Annotated in this window: 18 protein-coding genes and 1 pseudogene; 7 read left to right on the top strand and 12 right to left on the bottom strand. The window is 73.0% G+C overall.

Annotation, left to right across the window (positions count from 1 at the left end; genetic code table 11):
- The first annotated feature begins 188 nt into the window (after nucleotides 1–188).
- The 4 genes from O7543_RS23750 to O7543_RS23735 all read left to right on the top strand — a co-directional run bounded on the left by O7543_RS23750 (nucleotide 189) and on the right by O7543_RS23735 (nucleotide 4678).
- On the top strand, nucleotides 189–1286 hold the full coding sequence (locus tag O7543_RS23750; protein WP_281551840.1) for a substrate-binding domain-containing protein: 1098 nt from the start codon (nucleotides 189–191) through the stop codon (nucleotides 1284–1286).
- Nucleotides 1287–1408: 122 nt separating this feature from the next.
- Nucleotides 1409–2215 (top strand): ATP-binding cassette domain-containing protein, encoded by an 807-nt coding sequence (locus O7543_RS23745; RefSeq protein WP_281551841.1) that lies wholly within the window; start codon nucleotides 1409–1411, stop codon nucleotides 2213–2215.
- On the top strand, nucleotides 2212–3468 hold the full coding sequence (locus O7543_RS23740) for an ABC transporter permease (RefSeq protein ID WP_281551842.1): 1257 nt from the start codon (nucleotides 2212–2214) through the stop codon (nucleotides 3466–3468). Before O7543_RS23745 ends, O7543_RS23740 begins: the two co-directional genes overlap by 4 nt.
- Nucleotides 3469–3487: 19 nt before the next feature.
- Nucleotides 3488–4678, top strand: coding sequence for an ROK family transcriptional regulator (locus tag O7543_RS23735; RefSeq protein WP_281551843.1), 1191 nt, complete (start codon nucleotides 3488–3490; stop codon nucleotides 4676–4678).
- 6 nt (nucleotides 4679–4684) lie between these two features.
- On the opposite strand, the pseudogene O7543_RS23730 reads toward O7543_RS23735, so the two are convergent.
- From O7543_RS23730 to tsaB, 6 genes and pseudogenes are all read right to left on the bottom strand, one after another.
- Nucleotides 4685–6314, bottom strand: a pseudogene (locus O7543_RS23730) (ABC transporter ATP-binding protein).
- Between the two features lie 9 nt (nucleotides 6315–6323).
- Complete coding sequence (locus O7543_RS23725; RefSeq protein ID WP_348650036.1) at nucleotides 6324–7853, bottom strand: ABC transporter ATP-binding protein; 1530 nt, start codon at nucleotides 7851–7853, stop codon at nucleotides 6324–6326.
- Nucleotides 7854–7931: 78 nt separating this feature from the next.
- Nucleotides 7932–8186, bottom strand: a complete 255-nt coding sequence (locus O7543_RS23720) for a hypothetical protein (protein ID WP_281555725.1) — start codon at nucleotides 8184–8186, stop codon at nucleotides 7932–7934.
- A gap of 11 nt (nucleotides 8187–8197) precedes the next feature.
- On the bottom strand, nucleotides 8198–9244 hold the full coding sequence (gene tsaD, locus O7543_RS23715) for a tRNA (adenosine(37)-N6)-threonylcarbamoyltransferase complex transferase subunit TsaD (RefSeq protein WP_281551844.1): 1047 nt from the start codon (nucleotides 9242–9244) through the stop codon (nucleotides 8198–8200).
- Entirely contained in the window at nucleotides 9237–9689 is a 453-nt protein-coding gene (gene rimI / locus O7543_RS23710; protein ID WP_281555726.1) for a ribosomal protein S18-alanine N-acetyltransferase, read from the bottom strand. Before rimI ends, tsaD begins: the two co-directional genes overlap by 8 nt.
- A 17-nt stretch (nucleotides 9690–9706) precedes the next feature.
- The gene (gene tsaB / locus O7543_RS23705) at nucleotides 9707–10420 is read right to left on the bottom strand and encodes a tRNA (adenosine(37)-N6)-threonylcarbamoyltransferase complex dimerization subunit type 1 TsaB (protein WP_281551845.1); all 714 of its coding nucleotides are present in this window, start codon (nucleotides 10418–10420) and stop codon (nucleotides 9707–9709) included.
- 372 nt (nucleotides 10421–10792) lie between these two features.
- On the opposite strand from tsaB, the gene O7543_RS23700 reads away from it, so the two are divergent.
- The gene (locus O7543_RS23700; protein WP_281551846.1) at nucleotides 10793–11515 is read left to right on the top strand and encodes a helix-turn-helix transcriptional regulator; all 723 of its coding nucleotides are present in this window, start codon (nucleotides 10793–10795) and stop codon (nucleotides 11513–11515) included.
- Between the two features lie 4 nt (nucleotides 11516–11519).
- Here O7543_RS23700 and ung read toward each other — a convergent pair whose 3' ends face one another.
- From ung to O7543_RS23675, 5 genes are all read right to left on the bottom strand, one after another.
- Nucleotides 11520–12224, bottom strand: coding sequence for a uracil-DNA glycosylase (gene ung / locus O7543_RS23695; RefSeq protein ID WP_281551847.1), 705 nt, complete (start codon nucleotides 12222–12224; stop codon nucleotides 11520–11522).
- Between the two features lie 93 nt (nucleotides 12225–12317).
- Nucleotides 12318–12824 carry a tRNA (adenosine(37)-N6)-threonylcarbamoyltransferase complex ATPase subunit type 1 TsaE gene (gene tsaE, locus O7543_RS23690; protein ID WP_281551848.1) on the bottom strand — a complete coding sequence of 169 codons (507 nt, stop codon included), beginning with the start codon at nucleotides 12822–12824 and terminating at the stop codon, nucleotides 12318–12320.
- On the bottom strand, nucleotides 12821–13909 hold the full coding sequence (locus O7543_RS23685) for an alpha/beta hydrolase (protein ID WP_281551849.1): 1089 nt from the start codon (nucleotides 13907–13909) through the stop codon (nucleotides 12821–12823). Before O7543_RS23685 ends, tsaE begins: the two co-directional genes overlap by 4 nt.
- On the bottom strand, nucleotides 13906–15024 hold the full coding sequence (gene alr / locus O7543_RS23680) for an alanine racemase (RefSeq protein WP_281551850.1): 1119 nt from the start codon (nucleotides 15022–15024) through the stop codon (nucleotides 13906–13908). The genes O7543_RS23685 and alr overlap by 4 nt, the downstream gene beginning before the upstream one ends.
- A gap of 78 nt (nucleotides 15025–15102) precedes the next feature.
- Entirely contained in the window at nucleotides 15103–16674 is a 1572-nt protein-coding gene (locus O7543_RS23675; RefSeq protein WP_281551851.1) for an NAD(P)H-hydrate dehydratase, read from the bottom strand.
- Between the two features lie 203 nt (nucleotides 16675–16877).
- Between O7543_RS23675 and O7543_RS23670 the strand changes: the two genes are divergently transcribed.
- Both O7543_RS23670 and O7543_RS23665 read left to right on the top strand, forming a co-directional pair.
- Entirely contained in the window at nucleotides 16878–17198 is a 321-nt protein-coding gene (locus O7543_RS23670; RefSeq protein WP_281551852.1) for a hypothetical protein, read from the top strand.
- Nucleotides 17195–18799, top strand: coding sequence for an alpha/beta hydrolase (locus O7543_RS23665; protein WP_281551853.1), 1605 nt, complete (start codon nucleotides 17195–17197; stop codon nucleotides 18797–18799). Before O7543_RS23670 ends, O7543_RS23665 begins: the two co-directional genes overlap by 4 nt.
- Here the strand turns inward: O7543_RS23665 and glmS are convergent.
- Nucleotides 18786–20726: a glutamine--fructose-6-phosphate transaminase (isomerizing) gene (gene glmS / locus O7543_RS23660; protein ID WP_281551854.1), complete on the bottom strand. Its 1941-nt coding sequence runs from the start codon at nucleotides 20724–20726 to the stop codon at nucleotides 18786–18788. The two genes, O7543_RS23665 and glmS, sit on opposite strands and share 14 nt — an antisense overlap.
- Nucleotides 20727–20785 lie beyond the last annotated feature (59 nt).

The raw sequence follows: 20785 nt of genomic DNA, 5'->3' as shown, positions 1-20785 counted from the left end.
CCACACTCCTAATACGTTGCCGGACACAACAAAAACCGCGATGGCCCAGCTCAGCCCCAGGCCGTTGCCGTCGCCGGCCGGGCCTCCGGAGCTCACCAGCGCCCCGCGAGCCCACGCCCGAGACCGCACGACACACACCAGCACAACCCCTTGTACGCGAAACATCACCCTTCGAAAGGACCCGAGCGATGCGCAAAGGGATCCTCAGCACCGCCGCCGCCGGTGTCCTGCTCGCCGGCGGCCTGACCGCCTGTGGCAGCGACACCGGCACCGACACCGGCAGCGGCGACACGCCGACCCCGAAGATCGGCGTGATCCTGCCGGACAGCGCCTCCTCCGACCGCTGGGAGACCGCCGACCGGCGCTTCCTGCAGGAGGCGTTCGACGCCGCCGGCGTCAACGCCAGCATCCAGAACGCCCAGGGCGACAAGGCCCAGTTCCAGACCCTCGCCGACCAGATGATCACCGACGGGGCCACCGTCCTGATGATCGTCAACCTGGACTCCGGCACCGGCAAGGCCGTGCTGGACAAGGCCAAGCAGCAGGGCGTCGCCACCATCGACTACGACCGGCTCACCCTGGGCGGCTCCGCCGAGTACTACGTCAGCTTCGACAACGAGGCCGTCGGCCAACTGCAGGGCGAGGGCCTGGTCAAGTGCCTGACCGACGCCGGCGTGGAGAAGCCGACCATCGCCACCCTCAACGGCTCGCAGACCGACAACAACGCCACCCTGTTCAAGGCCGGCTACGACGGCGTGCTCGACCCGCTGTACGAGTCCGGCGAGTACGTCAAGGGCCCGGACCAGTGGGTGCCGGACTGGGACAACACCCAGGCCGCCACGCTGTTCGAGCAGATGCTGACCCAGACCGGCGGCGAGGTCGACGGCGTGCTGGCCGCCAACGACGGCCTCGGCAACGCGGCGATCTCGGTGCTCAAGCGCAACGAGCTCAACGGTCAGGTGCCGGTCACCGGGCAGGACGCCACCCCGCAGGGCCTGCAGAACATCCTCGCCGGCGACCAGTGCATGACCGTCTACAAGGCGATCAAGGCCGAGGCGCAGGCCGCCGCCGACCTGGCGGTCGCGCTGGCGAACGGTGAGCGCAAGGAGGTCGCGCAGACCGTCACCGACCCGGAGACCAACCGGGAGGTGCCGTCGGTGCTGCTCACCCCGCAGGCCATCTACAAGGAGAACGTCGCCGACGTGGTCAACGACGGCTACGTCACCGCCGAGGAGCTCTGCACCGACGAGTTCGCCGAGCTCTGCGCCGAGGCCGGCATCAGCTGACCGGCGAACCGCCGACCGACCGGTAGCCCCGCCGCGGGTGTCACCCGGCAGCACCATCGCCCGGTGACACCCGCGGCGGCGGAACCGGCGCCGGCCGGGCACCCTCACGAAGGAGACCACCCGTGTCCGCGACCCCCCTGCTGCAACTGCGCGGGATCGACAAGAACTTCGGCCCCGTCCAGGTGCTGCGCAACGTCGACTTCGCCGTCCACGCCGGCGAGGTGACCGCGCTCGTCGGCGACAACGGCGCCGGCAAGTCCACCCTGGTCAAGTGCATCAGCGGCATCCACCCGATCGACCGCGGCGAGGTCGTCGTCGATGGCCGCCGGGTGCACATCCACAACCCGCGCGACGCCGCCTCGCACGGCATCGAGGTCGTCTACCAGGACCTCGCGCTCTGCGACAACCTCGACATCGTGCAGAACATGTTCCTCGGGCGGGAGAAGCGCTCCGGGATCGTCCTGGACGAGACCACCATGGAGCAGATGGCCGCGGACACCCTCGCCGGGCTCTCCGTCCGGACCGTCAAGTCGCTGCGGCAGCTCGTCGCCAGCCTCTCCGGCGGCCAGCGCCAGACCGTCGCCATCGCCAAGGCTGTGCTGTGGAACAGCAAGGTCGTCATCCTCGACGAACCCACCGCGGCGCTCGGCGTCGCCCAGACCGCCCAGGTGCTCGAACTGGTCCGCCGGCTCGCCGACAACGGCCTCGCCGTCGTACTGATCTCGCACAACATGAACGACGTCTTCGCGGTGTCGGACCGGATCGCCGCGCTGTACCTCGGCCAGATGGTCGCCCAGGTACGGAGCACGGAGATCACCCACGCGCAGATCGTGGAGCTGATCACCGCCGGCCGCAGCGGTGACCTCGGCCTACCGGCCGACAACGGCACCGAGTACGCCGCCGCCAACGGACCGGGAGCCGACCGATGAGCACCGCCACCTCCACAGTCCAGCGGCCCGCCGCCCCGGCCGACTCGCCCGGCGTCGGCGAACACCTGCGCAACTACTTCTCCCGGATCCGCGGCGGCGACCTCGGCGCGCTGCCCGCGATCCTCGGCCTCGTCGTGCTCTGCACGGTCTTCTCGATCGTGCGGCCCAACTTCTTCACCGCCGGCAACTTTGCCAACCTGTTCATTCAGGGCGGCGCGGTCACCCTGATCGCGATGGGGCTGATCTTCGTCCTGCTGCTCGGTGAGATCGACCTGTCCGCCGGCTTCGCCAGCGGCGTCTGCGCCGCGATCCTGGCGGTCGTCTCCACCGAGATGGGACTGCCCTGGTACGTGGCGGTGCTGGCAGCCGTGGCCACCGGAACCCTGATCGGCACCGTCCTCGGGTTCCTGGTCGCCAAGGTCGGCATCCCGTCGTTCGTGGTCACCCTGGCCGCGTTCCTCGCCTTCCAGGGCACGGTGCTGCTGCTGATCGAAGGCGGCAAGAACGTCTCGCTGCGCGACGACGTGCTGATCGCGATCGTCAACCGCAACGTCCCGCCGGTGATCGGCTGGGCGATCTTCGGCGTCGGGGTGGCCGGGTTCGCGCTGATCCAGCTGCTGCGCTACCGCACCCGGTCCGCCAAGGGCCTGGTCACCGACCCGATCGTGGTGGTGCTAACCCGCATCGGAGTGCTGATCGCGATCGCCGGTGCCGCCGTCTACATCCTCAACCAGGAGCGCAGCATCAACCCGCTGATCACCTCGCTGCGCGGGGTGCCGATCGTGGTGCCGGTCATCGTGGTACTGCTGATCTTCTGGACCTTCGTGCTGCGGCGCACCGCGTACGGCCGGCACATCTACGCGGTCGGCGGCAACCGGGAAGCCGCCCGCCGGGCCGGCATCAACGTCGACCGGATCCGGATCTCCGCCTTCATGATCTGCTCCTCGATGGCCGCCGTCGGCGGCATCGTGGCCGCCAGCCGCGCCAACTCGGTGGACGCCAACACCGGCGGCAGCAACGTGCTGCTGTTCGCCGTCGGCGCGGCGGTGATCGGCGGCACCAGCCTCTTCGGCGGCAAGGGCCGGGTCCTCGACGCGGTCCTCGGCGGCGCCGTGGTCGCGGTCATCGAGAACGGCATGGGACTGCTGAATGTCAGCTCCGGGGTGAAGTTCGTCTTCACCGGCCTGGTGCTGCTGCTGGCCGCCAGCGTCGACGCGCTGTCCCGCCGTCGCGCCGCCGCCGGGTCCCGATGACTGCGGAGACGACGAACCGATGCGGGCAGGACCCAGCCAGGAGGAGATCCGCCGGCACAACCTCGGCGCGCTGCTGCGGCACGTGCACGTGCACGGCGCCACCTCACGGGCCGAACTGACCACCACGCTGGGGCTCAACCGCAGCACCATCGGCGCGCTCACCGCCGACCTGGCCGCCGCCGGCCTGGTCAGCGAGGGCGGTGCCCGGGAAACCGGCCGGGCCGGACGACCGTCGCTGGTCGTCCGGCCCGCGTCCGAGCGGGTGTACGCGTACGCGCTCAGCATCGAGGTCGACCGGTTACGGGCCGCCCGGGTCGGACTTGGTGGCCGGATCCTCGACACGCGCACCGGCGAGCGACCCCGGGGCACCCTCGCCGCCGAGGCGGTCGGCCCACTCGCCGGCTTCGTCAAGGAGCTGCACCAGGCGGTGCCGGCCGGCGCGGTCTGCGTCGGCAGCGGCGTCGCGGTCTGCGGCATGGTCCGCCGCGACGACGGCATGGTCCGGCTCGGCCCCACCATGGGCTGGGTCGACGAGCCGCTCGGCGCGGCCCTCGCCGAGGCGCTCGGCGACGACCGGGGCGTGCTGGTCGGCAACGTCTCCGACGTGTGCGCGCTGGCCGAACACACCCGGGGCGCGGCGGTCGGCTGCGACCACGTCGTCTACCTGTACGGCGACGTCGGCGTCGGCGCCGGGATCATCGCCGGTGGCCGGCGGGTCACCGGGCACGGCGGGTACGGCGGCGAGGTCGGCCACATGGTGGTGCACCCCGGTGGCCGGCCCTGCCTGTGCGGATCCCGGGGCTGCTGGGAGACCGAGATCGGCGAACACGCGCTGATCCAGGCAGCCGGCCGCAGCGGGGAAGTCGTCGGCCGGGAAGCGGTACTCGCCGTGGTGGACGCGGCCGACCGGGGCGACAGCCAGGCCCAGGCCGCGGTCCGCCAGGTCGGCAACTGGCTCGGCTTCGGCGTGGCCAACCTGGTCAACATCTTCAACCCGGAGACGGTGATCTTCGGCGGTACGCTACGGGACGTCTACCTGGCGGCGGCCGCGCACGTGCGCAGCCGGCTCAACTCCAACGGGCTACCGGCCTGCCGGGAACACGTCCGACTGCGTACCCCGAAACTCGGCGACGACGCCCCGCTGATCGGCGCCGCAGAACTCGCCTTCGAGCAGCTGCTCGCCGACCCGCTCGACGCGGTGGCCGGCTGACCCCGGTCAGCCGACCGCCTGCGCCGACCCGACGCCCTGCCAGGTGCGCCACAGTGCGGCGTACGGGCCATCGGCGGCGACCAGTTCGTGGTGCGAGCCGAACTCGGTGATCAGCCCGTCCTCGACCACGGCGATCCGGTCGGCGTCGTGTGCCGAGTACAGCCGGTGCGCGATCGCGATCACCGTACGCCCGTGCAGCACCGCAGCGAGCGACCGCTCCGTGCGCCGGGCGGTACGCGGGTCGATCAGCGACGTCGCCTCGTCCAGCACCAGGGTCTGCGGATCGGCCAGCACCAGCCGGGCCAGGGCGAGCTGCTGGGCCTGGTCCGGACCGACCGGATGGCCGCCGGCACCGACCACCGTGGCCACCCCGTCCGGCAGGGCGGACACCCAGTCCAATGCGTCGACGGCGGCCAACGCGTCGCGTACCTCGGCGTCGGTGGCGTCCGGCCGGACCAGCGCGACGTTGTCGCGCACCGTACCGATGAAGACGTGATGCTCCTGGGTGACCAGGGCGACCCGGCCGCGGCACCAGGGTGACCCCGCGTAGCACCTCCCGCCCGTCGACGTAGCTGAAGTGGACGTCGACCGCCGCGACCGGGTCGGCGGCGCACGCGCCGTCAGGTGCCGGCGCGCGGGGCACCGCGGTCGCGGACCGGCCCGGCTGGGCGACGCCGAGCAGCCGGGCCAGCGACGCGGCACCGAGCTGCAGTTCGTCCAGCCAGTTCAGCAGCCGGTCCAGCGGAGCGGCCAGCATCTGCACGTAGAGCACTGCCGCGGTGACCTGTCCGAGCGTCACCCAGCCGCGCAGGTAGCACCAGCCGCCGACCGCCAGGGTCGCCGCGACCGGCACCACGTAGCTGATCTCGATCAGCGGGAACCAGACGGTACGCAGCCACAGCGTGTAACGCTCGGCCGCGTACTGCCGGGCGATGTCGGTGTCGGTGCTCCGCCGCCGGTGCTCCTGCCGGCGCAGTGCCTCGACGGTCCGGGCACCGTCGACGGTCTCGCTGAGCCCGTCGGTGATCCGCGAGTACGCGGCGCTCTCGGCCAGGTAGCCGTCCGGCGCCCGGCGCAGATACCAGCGGGTGCCCGCCCACAGCAGCGGCACCACGATCAGGCAGGGCACCGCCAGCACCGGGGCGACCAGCAGCAACGCCCCGAAGATGAAGGTCGCGGTGCTGATCGCGATCAGCGTCTCGGGCACCGCGAACCGCACCGACTTGGACAGCACGGCGACGTCGTGCGAGGTCCGGGTGAGCAGGTCACCGGTGCCGGCCTTCTCCACGGTCGACAGCGGGATGGACAGCACCCAACCGATGAACTCTTCGCGCAACGCGGCCAGCACCCGCTCACCGAGCCGGGCCGACGCCACGTGGGCGTAGCGGGCCAGCACCGCCTGTAAGACCAGGAACCCGGCGATCGCCAGGGCGGTCCGGTCGACGGCGGCGATCGCCGCCGTCGACGTGGTGAGCGTCTCGACCAGGCCACCGAGCAGCCGGGGCGCGGCGAGCCCGGCGACCGCGGCGCCCACGTGCAGCGCGAGAGCACCGGCCAGCATCCGTGGGTGCCGGCGGACCAGGACACGGGCGTACCGGCGGACCTCGGCCCGGTCCGCGACCGGCAACGCCGTCACGACGCCACCTCACTCAACGCCGCCGACTCGGTCGACGCCACCGACTCGGCGCGGGTCATCAGGGCGGCGTACCCGGGTTCGGTGCGCAGCAGATCGGCGTGACTGCCGTCGGCCACCACCCGGCCGGCGTCGACGAACACCACCCGGTCGGCGTGTTCCAGCAGCAGCGGGCTGGTGGTGCAGACGACAGTGGTCCGGCCGGTCCGGGCCGCCCGCAGCCGGGCGGCGATCCGCACCTCGGTGTGCGCGTCGACGGCGCTGGTCGGCTCGACCAGCACCAGGATCGGCGGGCAGCGCGTCGACGATGTCGGTCACCAGGATCCGCTGCCGGACCGTGGCCAGGTCCAGCTCCCGCAGCGGTACGCCGGCCAGGGCGACTTCGGTGTCGCGGTAGCGCCCCAGCCGGTCGGCGAGCCCGACGACGTCCTCCGGCGCGGTGGCCGCGACGGCGGTCAACTGGTACGGGGCCACCCGCAGGCCGGACATGGAGTCGACCAGGTCGCCGGCGCGGTCCGGCAGTCGGCGGGGTCGGGCCGGGTCGGTGAACTCCGGCGTGATGGCGAGCAGGCCCGCGACCCGGCGGGCGGCGACGTGGCCACGGGTCATGGTGTGCAGGAACTCGGTCAACGTCCGGATCGGACCGGTCAGGAACGCGGTGTACGCGTAGGCGGCGACCAGTTGCCCGACGGTCAGCTCGCCGGCGAGAGTGAGCCGCGCCCCGAGCCAGGTCACCAGCACCAGGAACATCCCGGGCAGCAGCAGCTGGTTGGCCTCCAGGAAGGATTCGACCCGGGCCAGCCGGTCGCCGCGCCGCCGCAGCTCCTGCGACTGCTCCCGGTAGCGGTCGGCGAAGGCCGGTTCACCGCCGACGCCGCGCAGGATCCGCAGGCCGGTCACGATGTCGCCGGCCAGGGTCGCCAGGGTGGCCTGCTGTTCCCGGTACGTCTGCTGGCGGCGGTGCAGCGGCCGCAGGCCGAGCCCGACGGCCGCCATCAGCACCGGCACGCCGATCACGATCACCAGCCCGAGCGGGACGGAGGTGCCGAGCAGGATCGCGGCGACCACGACGATCGCCACCACCGCACCAACCGCCCGGGCGACGACCTCCACCGCGCCGCCCAGACTGCTCATGTCGGCGGTCCCGATGCTCACCACCTCGCCGGTGGCCAGCCGTTTCGGCAGGGTGGCGCCGAGCCGGTTGGCCTGCCGTACGGTGAGCTGGACCGTGCGGTACGCAGTGGACAGCCAGTTGAACACGCCGAACCAGTGCTGGCTGATGCTGGCCGTCGCCTGGACCAGCCCCAGCCCCAGTAGCACCGCTGACCAGCCGAGCAGCGCCTGCGGATCGCGGGCGGTGAGGCCGACGTCGATGGCATGTCCGACAACCGCCGGCATCAACGCCTGGCTGCCCATCCAGACCACGCTGAGCACCGATCCCCAGGCCACGGACGCCCCGGCACGTCCGGCCAGCCAGCGCAGCAGACGCAGGGCTGACCGGTGATCGGCTACGCCGGGATCGGCGACGGGCAGGGACCACATGACATCGCGACGGTACGGCTACTTTACGTGACCGATCCACCTATTTTCCCGTTTCCGCCGGACGATCTGGCAGCGGCTTCAGCGGTCGACCTGGGTGAAGTCCCAGCTGTGCGGTGCACGGGTGACCAGCCGCAGCGGTGGTTCCGGCAACGACAACGGGCTGCTGCGCCACTTCGAGATGACCACCAGCCGGTCATCGGTCGACGAGAAGACCTCACTGGCCAGGTGCAGCGGGCTGTGTTCGATCTCCGGCAGCGCGGTGTCGCAGACCCAGGTGAGCAACTCGGTCAGGCGGGACGGCTCGGCCTTGGCCTCCCACATCCGCACGATCACGTCGCCGGACATTACACGCTCACCGTGGTCAACGGCAGCGCGGAGTCGGCCGGCAGGTCCAGCCGGCTGGCCGGTACCCCGGCGGCGACCAGATGCGAACCGAGCGCGGCGACCATCGCGCCGTTGTCGGTGCACAGTTTCGGCCGGGGCACCCGGACCCGGATCCCGTACCGCTCGCAGCGTTGCTCGGCCATCGCCCGCAGCCGCGAGTTGGCCGCCACCCCGCCACCGATGACCAGGGTCTCGACGCCCCGGTCCCGGCAGGCGTCGACCGCCTTGGCGGTCAGCACGTCGCAGACCGCCTCCTGGAACGACGCGGCGACGTCCGCCACCGGCACCGGTTCACCGGCCCGTTCCCGGGCTTCGACCCAGCGGGCCACCGCGGTCTTCAGTCCGGAGAAGGAGAAGTCGAACCGGTGCGCGGCGAGGTCCTTCGGCGCGGTGAGTCCACGGGGGAATGCGATCGCCGCGGCGTCACCGTCGCGAGCCGACCGGTCGATCGGCGGCCCGCCGGGGAACGGCAGGCCGAGCAGCCGGGCCACCTTGTCGAACGCCTCACCGGCCGCGTCGTCAATGGTGGCGCCGAGCGGGGTGACTCCGGCGGTCAGGTCGTCGACCAGCAGCAGCGACGAATGCCCACCGGAGACCAGCAGGGCGATCGCCGGCTCCGGCAGCGGACCGTGCTCCAGGGTGTCGACGGCCACGTGGGCGGCGAGGTGGTTGACACCGAACACCGGCTTGTCGGTGGCGATCGCGTAGCCCTTGGCCGCCGCGACGCCGACCAGCAGGGCACCGGCCAGACCGGGGCCGGCGGTCACCGCGATCGCGTCGATGTCGGCCAGGGTGACACCGGCGTCGTCGAGCGCCCGGCGCATCGTCGGCACGATCGCTTCCAGGTGGGCCCGGCTGGCCACCTCCGGCACCACGCCGCCGAACCTGGCGTGTTCGGCCACGCTGGAGGCCAGCGCGTCGGCGAGCAGCGTGTGCCCGCGGACGATGCCGACCCCGGTCTCGTCGCAGGAGGTCTCGATCCCGAGGACCAGTGGTTCGTCAGCCATCTCGCATCATCACCAGAGCGTCGGTGTTGCTGGGTTGGTAGTAGCCACGGCGTACACCCACCGGTTCGAAACCGTACGCCGCGTACAGCCGTTGCGCGGGCGCGTTGTCCACCGCGACTTCCAGGTAGGTCCGGCCGGCCCCGCGTCGGGTGGCTTCGTCGAGCAGCCCGGCCAGCAGGGTCCGGCCCACGCCGCGCCGTTGGTGGTCCCGGCGTACCGCGACGTTCTGCACCCACGCCTCGTCGGGTGTCGCCGGATCGCCGGCCAGTGCCAGCCCGGCGTACCCGGCCAGCTGGTCGGTGCCGTCGACGACGGCCAGGTAGTGGTGTCCGTTGGCCAGCTCGTTCCAGAACATCTCGGCCGACCACTGTTCGGCACCGAACAGGTCGGCTTCGATCGGTACCGCCTGTTCGATGTGCCACCAGCGGAACCGGACGGTCCGCAGCTGCCCACTGACCTGGGTCACTGGAGCACCGGTTTGCGTCCGGCCGCCGCGACGGCGTCGGGCCGGCGCAGGTAGCAAGGGGTCAACGGCTCGGTGAGCGCGGCGGTGCGGACCCGGTCGGCCGCCAACCGCGCCAGCGGCAGCGCGTCCGGGTAGCGGGGCTCGGGTCGCACCGGTACGCCGAGCAGTTCGGCGTAGCGCAGGGCGCCGTCGCCGACTGCCGTGGTGACGCCGAGACCCGCCAGGGCCTCGGCGACGGCGGCCGGCGCGTCGACCGCCGGGTCGGTGAGCCGCCGACCGTCGGCGGCGTACACCGCCCAGTAGATCTCCCGGCGCCGCGCGTCGGTAGCAGCCAGCACCCGGCCGGTCGCGGCGTCGCTGCCGGCGAGGTCGGTGCCGGCGAGGTCGCTGCCGGCGGCGTGGCCGAGCGCGTCGAGCGAGTTGACGCCGTACGTCGGGATGTCGAGGGCATGCGCCACGCTGGCGGCGGTGACCAGACCGACCCGCAGTCCGGTGAACGGCCCGGGGCCGAGCCCGGCCACCACTGCGGTCAGGTCCGCCGCCGCCGCGCCGGACTCGGCCAGGCAGGCGGCGATCTGCGGGGAGAGCAGTTCGCCGTGCGCCCGCGCGTCGACCGTACGTCGGCTGGCCAGCAGACGTACGTCGTCGGTGATCTCGGCCAGCGCGGCGGTCACCGCGGGAGTCGACGAATCCAGCACCAGTACCAGCACGGTATGCACCCTAACCGGACACCGCGGCCGGCTCCTGGCTGCCCTCGGCGCGCCCGTGGTCGGGTCGCCCCACACCCCCCACACCCCCCACACCCCCCGCGACCCCCCGCGTCGCGCGTGTCGCGCGTGTCGCGCGTATCGCCCGCCACTCATACTCTCCGGACCTGATGCCACACGTGCATCTTGATGCCACAGGTGCATCAAGTCTGGAGAGAGACCATGTCCCCCGCGCCGAACCTGGCCCGGTCCGGTCCGAGTCCGGTCCAAGTCCGGCCGCCCGGGAGTCCAACCAGCCGGTCACGCGCCGCCGGTCGGGAACCGGACATCCGTCGAGGATGGACATTATCGGTACCGGACAGGGAGCATCAGCGAATGGAATCGTCGACCCGGCTCGGCGGGGAGGTCGGCCGGCTGCTGCGGCAGGAACGCGAACTCCGCCGGCTGACCCAGCGGGATCTGGCCACGGCCACCGGAATCGCGCAAACCACCGTAGCCAGGGTCGAGTCCGGTCACCGGGGCGCGGCGCTGCCACTGGTCGAGCGGTTGTTCGCGGCGCTGGGCCGGCAACTCGTGGTCGGAGTCGAGGACCTCGACGAGGACGTGGACCAGCAGATAGCGCAACTCGCCGACCGCGGGATCGATGACCGGCTCCTGGACACCGACGTCGAGCGGTTCCGCCGCCACGTCGACGGAATCAGCTACGTCTTCGACGGTCCGACCGCCGCACTGCTGCAGGGCGCGCCGGTGCCGGCACCCGGGGTGCACGTGGCCCTGCTCTGGTCCGAGGCGGACGCCATCACCGAATGGCTAACCGGCCGGTACGCGAGCCGGTGGATGGACCGCTGGCAGGAGTACCGGCACATTCCGGTCGATCCACGCGAGCCGCATCCACTCCGGTGGCAGACGATAGCCGGTGAGATCCACGCCCGGATGTGCGACAAACTCCCCGAGTCGATCGACGTACGGCACGGCGAGCGGCACTACCCGGTGGTGCCGCTGGCCGAGCTGGCGATCGCCGATCCGGGCGTCGCCCGGCTACTGGACCGGCACCGGGCGGGCCGCAGCGGTCAGCCGGTACCGGGGCGCGGCGGTTGACCGGTCAGCCGGCCACCGGCTGATCGGCACCGCCGGTCCGGCTCCAGTCGATGCCGGGCAGGCCGGCGTCGGCCAGCGCCTTGTCGGTGGCGCTGAACGGCCGGCTGCCGAGAAAACCCCGCGGGTTCATCGGGCTGGGGTGGCCGGCCTCCAGCACGACGTGCCCCGGGTTGGTGATCAGCCCGCGCTTCTTGCGCGCGTAGCCGCCCCACAGCAGGAAGACGACCCGCTGGTCGCGGGCGTCGAGCGCGGCGATCGTGGCGTCGGTGAACTCCTCCCAGCCCTTGCCGGCGTGTGAGCCGGGCCGGCCCTGCCGCACGGTGAGCACCGCGTTGAGCAGCAGCACGCCCTGGGCCGCCCAGCCGGTCAGGTCACCGCTGCGCGGCATCGGCACCCCGACATCGGTGCCCAGCTCCTTGAATACGTTGCGCAGCGACGGCGGCACCGATACCCCGTCGCGGACGCTGAAGCTGAGCCCGTGGGCCTGCCCGGCCCGGTGGTACGGGTCCTGGCCGAGGATAAGCACCCGGCACTGCTCCGGCTGACACAGCCGGTAAGCGGTGAAGAGGTCCGCCACCGGCGGGTACACCGTCTGGTCGGCGTACTCGTCGGCGACGTACCGGCCGAGCGCGGTGGTGCCGGCCGGGTCCAGGTGCGGGGTGAGCGCGGTGGCCCAGGCAGGAGGCAACATGGCCAGCAGGTCGAGCATCTCGGGAGCCTTTCGTCACGCCTCGGTGGTGGCCGCCGCCCGTCCTCATGGACAGCTGCGCGCCGTCCGGCACTCTACGGGTGGCCTACGACATCACCGTCCAGCATGGCCGGCCGGCTGGTCCAGCCCGGCGAGCCGACCCGACCAGCCGGGGCCCCGTCCAATCAACTCGGCGGTCCGGGAGTCGTCCTCGGCCCGGTGCATGCGGACCAGCAGGTGCGCCTCGGCGAGCTGCTCGACCATCCCCTCGCCCCACTCGACGACGGTGACCGCCCGGTCCATGTCGGCGTCCAGGTCGAGGTCGTCGATCTCAACCCGCGGGTCGGGCGCGTCGCCGAGCCGGTACGCGTCGGCGTGCACCAGGGTGAGCGAGCCGCCCCGGGACGGATCCGGTTGGTGTACCCGGGCGATGACGAAGGTCGGCGAGGTGACGTCGCCGCGTACCCCGAGGCCGTCGCCGATCCCCTGCACCAGCGCGGTCTTGCCGGCGCCGAGCGGACCGGTCAGCACCACCAGGTCGCCTTGGCGCAGCAGCCGGCCGAGGCGGCGGCCGAGGTCGTGGGTGTCGGCCAGTTCGGGTAGCGGGATCCGGACAGTCATCGGGCGATTTTCGCAAGGAACGCGACCAGCACCGCGTTGACCCGGTCGGCGTGTTCCAGCATCACCACGTGCCCGCCGTCGGGGATCCTCACGTAGTCGGCGTCGGGCAGCCGGCGCAGGATCTCCTCCGAGTGGGTCACCGGGGTGATCATGTCCTTGTCGCCGACGATGACCAGCGTGGGGCTGCTCTCCAGGACCGCGAGCGCCGGGTACCGGGAGTGGGTCAGCAGGGTACGCACGTACCGGGTGACGGTCTCCGCCGAGGTCCGCGAGTTCATCCGCTCCACGTAGCTGACCAGCGCCGGGCTGGGCCGGTCGGTGCCGAAGCCGTACTGGCGGGTCAGCAGCCAGGCGAGGTCGGCGGTGGCCACCCGCAGCCGGTCGATCACTGGACCGGTCAGCCGGGTGGCGTTGTTGACCAGCATCAGCAGCGGCGAGCCGGCCCGGCTGAGGATCGCCGGCAGACCGAGCCGGGCCTCGTCGACCAGGCTGCCCGAGGTCGCCATCAGTACGGTGCCGACCACCCGGTCGCGGAACAGCTCCGGATGCCGTTGGGCCAGGGCCATGATGGTCATGCCGCCCATCGAATGTCCGACCAGGATCAACGGGCCGTCGCCGGCGGCCTGCTCGATGACCGCCCGCAGCGTCTCACCGAGCGCGTCGATCTCGTAGTCGCCGGACTCCAGCCGGCCGGAGCGGCCGTGGCCGGGCTGGTCGTAGCAGACCAACCGGTACTCTCCCTGCCGGGTCAGCTCCCGGCGTTGGAAGTGGAAGGTCCCCATGTCCAGGCAGTAGCCGTGCACGAAGACGATGGTCGGCCGCAGCGGTGCCGCGTCGTCCGGCTCGACGATCTCCACGTAGACGTCGGTGCCGTCGGCCGCGGTGACCACCCGGGTCTCGTCGTAGGGCAGCTCGCCGAAGGGTTCGTCGGCGTACCGGTCCGCCACCTCCCGCTTGAGCCGGCGCACCAGGGCGCGTTCGACGGTGACCGTCGCGGTCACCCCGGCAGCCGCGACGCCGATGACCGCGCCGACGATGCCGGCGGTCCGGGCCACCTTCTGCGCACCGGCCCGCTGCCCGCTCATGGCCGGCTGTCCTGGTAGATTCGGGGCACCCGGGGGCTACCGAACCGGGTGACGATCTCGTAGTTGATGGTGCCGACCGCGTCGGCCCAGTCGTCGGCGGTCGGGCCGCCGTCGCGTCCGTCACCGAACAATGTGGCCACCTCCCCAGCGTTGATCTCGTCGTCGCCGCAGTCGAGCACGATCTGGTCCATGCACACCCGGCCGGCGATCCGGCGCGTCCGGCCACCGAGGCGCACCGGCCCGGTGTTGGACGCGTGCCGGGGCACCCCGTCGGCGTAGCCGAGCGGCACCACGGCCAGAGTGCTCTCCCGTTTGGTGTGGTAGGTGTGCCCGTAGGAGACGCCCTGCCCGGCGGGGATCCGCTTGACCAGCATCACCCGGGCGCGGACGGTCATCGCCGGCCGTAGACCGAAGCCTTCGCCCGGCACCGGGGACAGCCCGTAGCAGGCGATACCGGGCCGGACCAGGTCGAAGTGGGTGTCCGGCCGGGTCAGGGTGGCCGCGGAGTTGGCCAGGTGCCGGTAGCGGGGGCGCAGCCCGTACCGGCTGGCCACGGCGAGCCCGTCGTGGTACGCCGCCAGCTGCCGGTCGATGGTGGCGTGCCCGGGCGCGTCGGCGAAGACGAAGTGGCTCCACACCCCGACCACCTCGACGGTGCCGTCGGACTGCGCTTTGGCGGCCGTCTCGACCAGCTCGGGCCAGTCGTCGCCGGTGGCCCCACCCCGGGACAACCCGGTGTCGATCTTGAGATGCAACCGGGCCGGCCGGCCGGCGAGTCGGGCCGCGGCGACGGCCTCGGACAGCAGGGCGCGGCTGCCGACGCCGAGGTCGACGTCGGCGGCGACCGCCTCGTGCAGGGGCAGTCCGGGGCTGAGCAGCCAGGCCAGCACCGGCCCGGTCAGTCCGGCACCGCGCAGCTCCAGCGCCTCACCGAAGGTGCAGACGCCCAGCCAGTCCGCTCCGGCGTCGAGTGCGGCCCGGGCCGCCGGCACCATGCCGTGGCCGTACCCGTCGCCCTTCACCACCGCCATCAGCTCGGCGCTGGTGCCGGCCCGCAGCCGGGCCACGTTCTCCCGGATCGCGTCCAGGTCGACCCGCACCTCTGCCTGCCACATGAGGCCAGCCTACTGACCGGTCACCTGATCGGGCAGGTTCCCGGCCGGTCAGGTCGGCGGCCGGCCGTCAGATCATCGTCACCCACCGACAGACCGCTGGCACCCGCCGGTCAGGTCGGCCACCACCGGGCGCAGCGCGGCGGCCACCTCGACCGCGGTGACCGGCCCGGTGCGGGCGGCGGCCCGGCCGGCCAGGCCGTGCACGTACGCGGCGGCCAGCGCCGCCCGCTGCGGATCCAGCCCGGCGGCGAGCAGCGAGCCGAGCAGGCCGGCCAGTACGTCGCCGGTGCCGCCGGTGGCCAGCGCCGGGGTGCCGGTGGCGTTCACGTACGCCCGTCCGTCCGGTCCGGCGACCACCGTACGGTCGCCTTTGAGCAGGACGGTCGCCCGCATCCAGGCGGCCAGCCGCAGCGCGGCCCCGACCCGGTCGTCGCCGGGTGGCTGGCCGGCGAGCCGGGCGAACTCCCGATCGTGCGGGGTGATCACGGTGGGTGCCTGCCGGCCGCGCAACTGCTCCGCCCAGCTGCCGTCGACCAGCATGGTCAACGCGTCGGCGTCCAGCACCACCGGCACCGGCGCGGCCAGCACCGACCGCAGCTCGGTCACGGCGTGTTCCCCGCCGCCCAGCCCGGAGCCGCACACCCAGGCCTGCACCCGGCCGGCGTCTGCGACCCGACCGGTGGCGATCACCGAGGGGTACCGGTCCAGCACCTGGGCGGCGGCGCTGCCGGCGTACCGGACCAGGCCGGTCGGCCCGGCGACCGCCCCGCCCACGGAGAGCACCGCCGCACCCGGATAGGTCGCCGAGCCGGTCGCCACCCCGACCACTCCCCGGGTGTACTTCTCGGCGGCCGGGGCCAGCGTCGGCCACCACGCCGAGACGTCGTCGCGGCCGGGCACCTCGAACGCGGGTGTGCCGCGCAGCCACGGTCGCAGGCCGATGTCGACCAGCTCTACGTGACCGGCGCGGACGGCGGCCGGTCCCACCATCAGCGCCGGCTTCAGGCAACCGAAGGTGACGGTGACGTCGGCTCGTACGGTGTCCCTCCCGACCGCGGCGGCTCCGGACCCGGTAGCTCCGGACCTGGCGGGGCCAGCTCCGGTCGACGGCACCGCGGCACCGTCGGGCACCCCGCCGGTGTCGACCGCAACGCCGCTGGGCACGTCCACCGCGACCAGCACCGGCCGGCCGCCACGTGCCGAAGTGAGCTCGCCGGCCCGGGCGAGCGCACCGGCGGCCGGCTCCCGCAGCCCGCCGGTGCCGCCGATGCCGACGATCCCGTCCATGATCAGGTCCGCGTGCCGGCCGGCACCGTCGGCGGTCCGACCGTCGGCCACCCGGCCGCCCGCGGACCGTAGCGCGGCGAGCCCGCCACAGTGGGCCCGGTCCGGTCGCAGCAGCCAGGCGGTGACCCGGGCGCCCCGGCGGGCCAGTCGGGCTCCGGCGTACAGCGTGTCGCCGCCGTTGTCGCCCGAGCCGACCAGCAGCAGCACCTCGGCACCGTAGACCCCGCCGCGCTCGGCGAGCAGGGTGGCGCACCGGCGGGCCAGGCCGGCGGCGGCCCGGTGCATCAGTGTCCCCGGTGCAACGGTCGCCATCAGCGCCTGCTCGGCTCTGCGGACGTCGGACACCCGCCACACCTGGATCATTCGCTTACCTCCGCCGCGCCGCTTCGTCGCTCACCGCCCACGGTCACCCTACCGGCGGTGGTGACCGGTGGGACGGTAACCGCTGCGCCGATTGTCCACAGGGTCCCCCGCCACGCTGTCGGTTCCGGATAGCGTCTGCCCATCGACGCATGCCGACGGAGGCGACACGGTGACCGGAGCCGACATGGGTGAACGGAGGCGACATGGGTGAACTGCCCGGCAACGACGTGGGCCCGGCCGGCGGCGGGCCGCTGCGGGTGCGGCCGGCCGTGCTGCACGACGCCGCCGACCGGTTGACCGGGCTGGCCTACCGGCTGGCGCACGGGCTGGCCGGCCAGCCGGAGCTGACCGTCGCCGCACCGGGCTGGGCAGCGGCCGACCTGCTGGTCACGGTGGAGGCCGCAGTGCACCGGCAGGTGAGCCGGGCCGGCGCGGACGCGGCCGCCACCGGGCAGGCGCTGGCCAGGGCCGCCGATGAGTACGACGCCGCCGACTGGCGGGCGGTCCACCGGCTGGCCAAATGATCACGTACCGGCAGCTGTGGCGGGCCGACCCGGCGGCCTGGCAACAGGCCGCGTACGGCTGGCGGCGCCGGCAACCAGCGGTCGAACGGCGGGCCGCCGAGGTGGCCGGGGCGGCCGGGGCACTGCGCGCCGGCTGGTCCGGGCCGGCGGCGACCGCCGCCGACACCCGGTTGGCCGGCCTGGGTGACCGGCTAGACGCCGTCGGCCCGGCGCTGTGCGTCGTCGACCAGATCCTCAGCCGGTACGCCGAGCAGCTGGCCCGGGCCAAGGCGGTGCTCGCCGACTGGGTCGCCACGGCGGGGGTGCTCGGTCTGTCGATCGACCGGGACGGCCGGGTCGGCGTGGACCCGGCGGTGACCCGCCCGGACGGGCCGACCCTGGCCGGTGCCCGCCGGGTAGCCGCCGGCGTCGCCGACGCGCTTGCCCTGGCCACCGAGGCGGACGTCGACGCGGCCCGCCGGCTCGACGCGGCCGCCACCGCCGCCAGCCAGGGCTGGCCGGCGCGGCCGCCGGCGACGCGCCCACCGCCGTCGGCCGCGCCGGCTGCGGTGCGGGCCTGGTGGGCCGGGCTGGACGATGCGCAGCGACGCTGGCTGATCCGGCACGAGCCGGCCCGGGTCGGCCGGTGGGACGGTCTGCCGGCGGTTGCTCGGGACCAGGCGAACCGGCTGCTGCTGGGTCGGCAGCGGGCGGCGTTGCTGGCCGAACGGGCGGCGCTGCTGGACAGCACGGACCCGACGGCGGTGCCGCGGTTGCGCCGGCTGGACCGGCTGATCGACGGCCTGGACACGGTCGACGACCGGCTCACGTCCGCGTCCGGCCCTCGGGCCTACCTGCTGGCGCTGGACGGCGGCGCCGGCCGGCCGGGTGATCCGTCGGCTCCCGCCTCGACCGGCCGGGTGATCCTCGCGCTGGGCGATCCCGATCAGGCCCGACGCGTGCTGACCCACGTCCCGGGGATGGGCAGCGGTCTCGACCGGGTCGGCGGCGAGTTGGCCCGCACCGAGCAGGTGCTGCAACGTTGTCAGCAGTTGGCTCCACAGGAGTCGACCGCCGCCGTGTTGTGGCTGGACTACGCGGCACCGGCGTTCGTCGACGAGGCGGCCAGCACCGCCCCGGCGCGGGCCGGGGCCGCCGACCTGCGCCGGTTCCAGGATGGTCTGGACGTCAACCGCGTCGGCGACCCGGGCGGGCTGACGGTGCTCGGCCACAGCTACGGCTCGCTGGTGGTGGGTACGGCGGCGCGGGCACCCGGCCTGGCCGCCGACGACCTGATCTTCGTCGGTTCGCCCGGGGTGGGGGTGGACCGGGTGGACGAGTTGGCGGTGCCGGCCGACCGGGTGTGGGCCACCACCGCAGACAACGATGTCATCCGCCGGGCGACCTGGCCGCAGCTGTGGCCGGGCGACCGGCTGTGGCACGGCGAGGACCCGAGCGGCGAGGACTTCGGCGCCCGGGTCTTCACCGGTGACGCGTCCGGGCATCTGGGCTACTGGGCCGGGGACAATCCGGCGTTGGACTCGATGGCCCGGATCGTGCTCGGCGCCGACCACCCGGCTGGCAGCCGGCCCGGCACGGGCGTGGCGGTCACTCCACGGTGACCGACTTCGCCAGGTTCCGGGGCTGGTCGACGTCGTGCCCCCGGGCGGCGGCGATCTCGCAGGCGAGCACCTGCAGCGGCACCGTGGTCAGCAGCGGGGCCAGCAGCGTCGGGGTGCGCGGTACGTAGATCAGGTCGTCGGCGTACGGCGCCACGGCGGTGTCCCCCTCCTCGGCGATCACCACGGTCCGGGCACCCCGGGCCCGTACCTCCTGAATGTTTGACACGATCTTGTCGTGCAGCATGCCCCGGCCGGCCGGTGAGGGGACCACACAGACCACCGGGGTGCCCTGGTCGATCAGCGCGATCGGGCCGTGCTTGAGCTCGCCGGCGGCGAAGCCCTCGGCGTGCATGTAGGCGAGCTCCTTGAGCTTGAGCGCGCCCTCGAGGGCGACCGGGTAGCCGACGTGCCGGCCGATGAACAGCACCTGGTTGGCGGTGGCGAGGTCCCGGGCGAGCTGGCGGACCGGCTCCATCGAGTCCAGCACCTGCCGCAGCTTGTCCGGCATCTCCTGCAGCTGGCTGACCACGGCGGCCACCTCGTCGGCGTACTTGATGCCGCGCACCTGGGCCAGGTGCAGTCCGATCAGGTAGCAGGCCACCAACTGGGTGAGGAACGCCTTGGTGGAGGCGACCGCGATCTCCGGGCCGCTGTGGGTGTAGAGCACCGCGTCGGACTCGCGTGGAATGGTGGAACCGTTGGTGTTGCAGATCGCCAGCACCCGGGCCTTCTGCTCCTTGGCGTGGCGCAGCGCCATCAGGGTGTCCATCGTCTCGCCGGACTGGGAGATCGCCACCACCAGGGTGGACCGGTCCAGCACCGGGTCCCGGTAGCGGAACTCGCTGGCCAGCTCCACCTCGCACGGGATCCGGGTCCAGTGTTCGATGGCGTACTTGGCGACCATGCCGGAGTGGTACGCCGTACCGCAGGCGACGATGAAGATCTTGTCGGCGTCGCGCAGGTCCTGGTCGGTGAGGCGGACCTCGTCCAGCATGATCTCGCCGGTCTCGGTGAGCCGGCCGAGCAGCGTGTCGGCGACCGCCTGCGGCTGCTCGGCGATCTCCTTGAGCATGAAGTAGTCGTAGCCGCCCTTCTCGGCGGCGGAGGCGTCCCAGTCGATGTGGAAGTCGCGGCCGAGCGCCGGCGCGCCGGAGAAGTCGGTGATCTCGATGCTGTCCGGGGTGATCAGGACGACCTGGTCCTGACCGAGCTCGACGGCGTCGCGGGTGTGCTCGATGAACGCGGAGACGTCGCTGGCCAGGTAGTGCTCGCCTGGGCCGCGACCGACCACCAGCGGGGAGTTGCGCCGCGCTCCGACCACCGCGTCCGGGATGCTGGCGTCGACCGCGAGCAGGGTGAACGCGCCTTCGAGGCGTTGACACACCCGACGCATCGCGGCGGCCAGCAGCCGCGGCCCCTCCGGCTCGCCGGCGGCCCGCAGGTCGGCCAGCGCGGCGGCGAGCAGGTGGGCAGCGCATTCGGTATCGGTGTCGCTGACGAACTCGACCCCGTCGGCTTCGAGCTCGGCGACCAGCTTGGCGAAGTTCTCGATGATCCCGTTGTGGATCACCGCGACCCGGCCGTCCCGGGACACATGCGGGTGGGCGTTGCGGTCGGTCGGTCCGCCGTGGGTGGCCCACCGGGTGTGGCCGATGCCGGCGGTGCCGTCACCGATGCCGACCGGGGCCGGGCAGCCGGAGCGGTCGACCGGCGTGGTGTCACCGGCCGTGGTGGTGCCGAACCGCTCGTCGCCGAGCGCCTTCTCCAGGTTGGCGAGTTTCCCGGCCCGCTTCTCGGTACGCAGCTCGTCGTCGCAGACGATCGCAACGCCGGCCGAGTCGTAGCCCCGGTATTCAAGCCGCCGGAGCCCGTCCAGCACGATGCCCAGCGCCGGCCGCGTGCCGACGTACCCCACGATTCCACACATGGGTCGTAGCCTAACCCACGATCGCTCATCAGCGGTGCGCATAACCCTAGCAATCGATC

This window comes from Solwaraspora sp. WMMA2080 (assembly GCF_027497395.1).
Lineage (GTDB): Bacteria > Actinomycetota > Actinomycetes > Mycobacteriales > Micromonosporaceae > Micromonospora_E.
This window is presented reverse-complemented; position numbering and strand designations above follow the sequence as displayed.

What these genes read in the sequence shown, in the direction of transcription:
- O7543_RS23750 (WP_281551840.1), top strand. Translation starts at nt 189, where the DNA reads ATGCGCAAAGGGATCCTCAGCACCGCCGCCGCCGGTGTCCTGCTCGCC.
- O7543_RS23740 (WP_281551842.1), top strand. Translation starts at nt 2,212, where the DNA reads ATGAGCACCGCCACCTCCACAGTCCAGCGGCCCGCCGCCCCGGCCGAC.
- O7543_RS23735 (WP_281551843.1), top strand. Translation starts at nt 3,488, where the DNA reads ATGCGGGCAGGACCCAGCCAGGAGGAGATCCGCCGGCACAACCTCGGC.
- O7543_RS23725 (WP_348650036.1), bottom strand. Translation starts at nt 7,853, where the DNA reads ATGTGGTCCCTGCCCGTCGCCGATCCCGGCGTAGCCGATCACCGGTCA.
- tsaD (WP_281551844.1), bottom strand. Translation starts at nt 9,244, where the DNA reads ATGGCTGACGAACCACTGGTCCTCGGGATCGAGACCTCCTGCGACGAG.
- O7543_RS23700 (WP_281551846.1), top strand. Translation starts at nt 10,793, where the DNA reads ATGGAATCGTCGACCCGGCTCGGCGGGGAGGTCGGCCGGCTGCTGCGG.
- ung (WP_281551847.1), bottom strand. Translation starts at nt 12,224, where the DNA reads ATGCTCGACCTGCTGGCCATGTTGCCTCCTGCCTGGGCCACCGCGCTC.
- tsaE (WP_281551848.1), bottom strand. Translation starts at nt 12,824, where the DNA reads ATGACTGTCCGGATCCCGCTACCCGAACTGGCCGACACCCACGACCTC.
- O7543_RS23685 (WP_281551849.1), bottom strand. Translation starts at nt 13,909, where the DNA reads ATGAGCGGGCAGCGGGCCGGTGCGCAGAAGGTGGCCCGGACCGCCGGC.
- alr (WP_281551850.1), bottom strand. Translation starts at nt 15,024, where the DNA reads ATGTGGCAGGCAGAGGTGCGGGTCGACCTGGACGCGATCCGGGAGAAC.
- O7543_RS23675 (WP_281551851.1), bottom strand. Translation starts at nt 16,674, where the DNA reads ATGATCCAGGTGTGGCGGGTGTCCGACGTCCGCAGAGCCGAGCAGGCG.
- O7543_RS23670 (WP_281551852.1), top strand. Translation starts at nt 16,878, where the DNA reads ATGGGTGAACTGCCCGGCAACGACGTGGGCCCGGCCGGCGGCGGGCCG.
- O7543_RS23665 (WP_281551853.1), top strand. Translation starts at nt 17,195, where the DNA reads ATGATCACGTACCGGCAGCTGTGGCGGGCCGACCCGGCGGCCTGGCAA.
- glmS (WP_281551854.1), bottom strand. Translation starts at nt 20,726, where the DNA reads ATGTGTGGAATCGTGGGGTACGTCGGCACGCGGCCGGCGCTGGGCATC.